Raw genomic sequence first — 3,075 nt, 5'->3', positions numbered from 1 at the left:
CACTCCGGCGGCGGAGATTATGAGATCCCAAACATCGCAAGTGTTGTGTTCCGGGGATCAATCTCATCCCAGTCCCATCCAAGACCTTCAAGAATTCGAGAAATCGGCCCTTTCACTGTCTTCTCAAGCATCGTCTCCCAGTCGATGACAAACTCCGGCGGCACCTGATCAGGATATTCAAAACAGATGACATCGGTCTTTGGGTAGGTGCTTGTGACATTTTTAATATAGACACGCTTTGGCTTGCTGCCTTTCTTAAAATCTGTCTTCAGGTAGGTATTTGAGTAGATTGCACCCCTGATATGTGCGTCTTTTGTATCATAATCCTGAAGATGTTTGCCGATGCCGCCGGGAATCCCTGCATCCTCAAGCGAGCAGCGGCCGCCACGATAATGCCTGATCACCTCTCCGAGGTACTCCTTCACGCAATCGAACCCGGCACCCTGGAGGATCATCTCCATCACGGTCTTCTGGACGACCTTTGTAATCTGGGGCGAATCAGATCTCCGCATCTCAAAGCCGACGATATCGATTTGGTCAACCGTTGCCCCTTCCTTCCAGATGAGATGTCCGGCATATCGCTTCTTCCTGCCTGCCTGGAAGAACCGGCGATAGACTTTCTCGAACTTTATAGAGAAGTAATGCGTATCTGCATTCAGCACATCCTCTGAAAAGGCACGGAAACTCTTATTGAGCTCTTCTTCGATCTCACGGGCGATCAGTATGGTTTGTTCCAGATCAGTTGGCGGCAGTTCGACAAAACAGGAATCAGTATCCCCATACAACACAAAGTATCCTTTCTGGTCAATGATATCCCGTGTATGCTGGATGATCGCCCGTCCGACAGAGGTGACCGCAGATCCGATCTCCCGATCATAGAGCCGGAACCGGGAATACCCTGATACACCATAGTAGGTGTTCATGATCACCTTCAGGACATTCTGCTGGAGATCGTAGAGGATGTACTCATCAGATCCATATTCAAAGGTGTTCCTGATACGCTTCTTCTCATCCCGCTCGGTGAGCAGTTCCGATATGATGCTCCGGGTAAGTCCGTCAGGAGATCGTCTGAACCGGATCCCATTTGGAGCCTTGATCTCACCGGCCGGATCTTTCGTCTCAGGGGAGGCATTCAGTGTCATCATCGCCATCGGGTAGAGGGATTTCAGATCCAGCACCACCACATTCTCCCGGACTCCTGTTGCCGGTTCAAAGACGGTTGCCCCTTCAAACTCATCCCCTGCTGCATTCCCCTTCGAGGGCAGGACAAATGTGCCTGATGCTTTTCTCAGGATATAGATATCAATGACATTTGATGAGTTCAGGGTTCGATCGAGCGGGCATCCGACATAGCGTGCAATCTCCTGATAGAACCGGACAATCGTGTTCTTTGCATCGATCCCGACACAGAGTTCCACATCCTTGTAATTGTACTCGATCAGCTTCACCGGATCCATCTTCCAGAGATCAAAGACTGTTCCGGTGTACCTGACTTTCCGTTCTCCGAGTTCATCCTCTGCAATTGCATCAAGCCTGTATGACTCCTTCTGTGACCCCTGCATCTTTTTGTATGCAGTCAGGAGATCGAAGACAACACGGCCGCGGATCGCATTCCGGTCGGTCTGGCCCGGCAGCCGGGAGAGATCGGTTTGGTTCAGCCCGAGTGTTGCCATCCTCCGTGTAATATAGGCGATATCAAAGTCAAGGATATTCCAACCGCTGATGATATCCGGGTTTGTGTCCCTGATATGTGCAGTAAAGGCATTGAGCATCGCTCTCTCGTCAGGATAGGAGCATATTGTATGCATCGCATCAGAGAAGCAGCCGTTTGCGTACCCGCCGTTTTGTACTTCCCCCTCTGGTGATGTCTTCGCATCAGGTGATCTCAGGAGGAAGGTCGTGTACCGGGAATCAAAGGAGTCATAGCAGGTGATACAGAAGATCGGCTGCTTTTCCGGCTCAGGAAAGCCTTCGGAATCATCGCATTCGATATCAAGGAAACAGACGCGGGCAGGCGCATCAACATCGGCGGGAAGAACCCCGGTATACTCGACAGTTGTTCCCGGCACCCTCACCCCGCCTGTCACATTGCAGTCGATCATGAACCGTGTGGCAAAGGGTATGTCAGCCTCGAAATGGTGATAGCGTTCACGGACATCACGGACATCTCCCGGCCGCCTCGTATAGAGCCGGACAACCTCTTCGCCCTTGATTGTTTTTGACCGGATATCCGAGACTTCAATGGTGTCAGGGTGGTTCTCCCGTGCCGCCTCACCTGCCGCGACATAGAAATATGGCCGGAACCCGGTAACATCCACCGCCACGGCAGATCCATCCCTCTTTCGCCCGAAGATATGGATCAGGGGGCCGCCCGGGGCATTGCTGTACTCAACCTGGATGACTGCTATCTCAAGATCAGACATCAAGCCTCCGGCAGAGGGACTCCAGGAATGCTCCGGCTTCATCAAGCTGTTCCCTCTCCCATCTATCAATCGGCCAGTCAGGGATCACTTTTGCACCATTCGAAGAGACACGAACCGGAACTCCCATTGCACAGTTGGAATACCCGTATTCACCATCAAGGGAGAGTGCAGCGGTTATTATCTCACTCTTCTCACCCTTCAGCATCCGTACAAGATCGATGATGTGTGAAGCCGGTCCAAATGCGGTTCCGCCCTTGCCTGAGATAACTTCCATGCTTGCGCCCCTTAGCTCTGCGAGGATCTCCTCCCGCTCTGGAAGTGGCATCTCCCTGCCCAGATGAGAGAAGATGGGTACCTGATGTTCGCCATGCTCTCCCATCACAAACGCAGGCCCGCCAATCCCGCGGCTTCCGAGCGCTACCTCAAACCGCCGCGAATCGAGTTGCCCGCCAAAACCAATACAGTCATCCTGCGGCATCCCGAGCTTCTTCTGGAAATAGTAGCAGAAAACATCCATCGGGTTTGAGACAATAATCAGTTTCCCTCCAAATCCTCCAAGATGCTGTATACATGCCTCAGCAACAGGGAGGTTTGCATCGAAGAGGTCCGCTCTCGTCTTAATCGAGGGATTTCTGGGCGATCCCGCTGCAAA

2 protein-coding genes are annotated in these 3,075 nt (G+C 52.2%); both read right to left on the bottom strand.

Features of this window, described 5'->3' with window-relative positions:
- Positions 1–17: 17 nt before the first annotated feature.
- Entirely contained in the window at positions 18–2,423 is a 2,406-nt protein-coding gene (locus QCH34_RS09755; RefSeq protein ID WP_300333464.1) for a DNA-directed DNA polymerase, read from the bottom strand.
- A partial coding sequence (locus QCH34_RS09750; protein ID WP_300333461.1) for a lactate dehydrogenase occupies positions 2,416–3,075 on the bottom strand: 660 nt, incomplete at its 5' end. The genes QCH34_RS09755 and QCH34_RS09750, both read right to left, overlap by 8 nt.

The sequence above is a fragment of the Methanocalculus sp. genome (assembly GCF_029762515.1).
GTDB lineage: Archaea > Halobacteriota > Methanomicrobia > Methanomicrobiales > Methanocorpusculaceae > Methanocalculus.
This window is presented reverse-complemented; position numbering and strand designations above follow the sequence as displayed.